This is a genomic window from Paenarthrobacter sp. NPDC089714 (assembly GCF_044748905.1).
Classification (GTDB): domain Bacteria; phylum Actinomycetota; class Actinomycetes; order Actinomycetales; family Micrococcaceae; genus Arthrobacter.
This window is the reverse complement of record NZ_JBIVGX010000035.1, coordinates 3,191-4,479: the sequence shown is the minus strand read 5'-3', so window position 1 is coordinate 4,479 and position 1,289 is coordinate 3,191. Positions and strand designations below refer to the sequence as shown.

1 rRNA gene (cut by a window edge) is annotated in these 1,289 nt (G+C 54.8%); it reads right to left on the bottom strand.

Annotated elements, in window-relative coordinates:
• Positions 1-1,289: ribosomal RNA gene (locus tag ACIPY3_RS23085) — 23S ribosomal RNA — on the bottom strand; its annotated part runs 1,374 nt beyond the window's last position; the annotation flags it as partial.

Genomic DNA, 1,289 nt, shown 5'->3' with positions numbered 1-1,289 from the left:
GTGTGTGGAAATCTCATCTTGAAGCGAGCTTCCCGCTTAGATGCTTTCAGCGGTTATCCCATCCGAACGTAGCTAATCAGCGGTGCACTTGGCAGTACAACTGACACACCAGAGGTTCGTCCGTCCCGGTCCTCTCGTACTAAGGACAGCCCTTCTCAAATTTCCTGCGCGCGCAGCGGATAGGGACCGAACTGTCTCACGACGTTCTAAACCCAGCTCGCGTACCGCTTTAATGGGCGAACAGCCCAACCCTTGGGACCTACTCCAGCCCCAGGATGCGACGAGCCGACATCGAGGTGCCAAACCATGCCGTCGATATGGACTCTTGGGCAAGATCAGCCTGTTATCCCCGAGGTACCTTTTATCCGTTGAGCGACGGCCATTCCACAATGTACCGCCGGATCACTAGTCCCGACTTTCGTCCCTGCTTGAGATGTCTCTCTCACAGTCAAGCTCCCTTGTGCACTTACACTCGACACCTGATTGCCAACCAGGCTGAGGGAACCTTTGGGCGCCTCCGTTACTTTTTAGGAGGCAACCGCCCCAGTTAAACTACCCATCAGGCACTGTCCCTGACCCGGATCACGGGCCGAAGTTAGATGTCCAAAGTGACCAGAGTGGTATTTCAACGATGACTCCACCCGAACTGGCGTCCGGGCTTCAACGTCTCCCACCTATCCTACACAAGCCACTCCGAACACCAATACCAAACTATAGTAAAGGTCTCGGGGTCTTTCCGTCCTGCTGCGCGTAACGAGCATCTTTACTCGTACTGCAATTTCGCCGAGTTTATGGTTGAGACAGCGGGGAAGTCGTTACTCCATTCGTGCAGGTCGGAACTTACCCGACAAGGAATTTCGCTACCTTAGGATGGTTATAGTTACCACCGCCGTTTACTGGGGCTTAAATTCTCAGCTTCGCCCGTAAGGGCTAACCGGTCCTCTTAACCTTCCAGCACCGGGCAGGAGTCAGTCCGTATACATCGTCTTGCGACTTCGCACGGACCTGTGTTTTTAGTAAACAGTCGCTTCCCCCTGGTCTCTGCGGCCCACACCCGCTCCACAACGCAAGGTCGTTTCACGGGGCAGGCCCCCCTTCTCCCGAAGTTACGGGGGCATTTTGCCGAGTTCCTTAACCATAATTCTCTCGATCGCCTTGGTATTCTCTACCTGATCACCTGTGTCGGTTTGGGGTACGGGCAGCTAAAACCTCGCGTCGATGCTTTTCTTGGCAGCATAGGATCACCGGATCCCCCCATACGGGGGTCCCATCAGATCTCAGGCACGTGC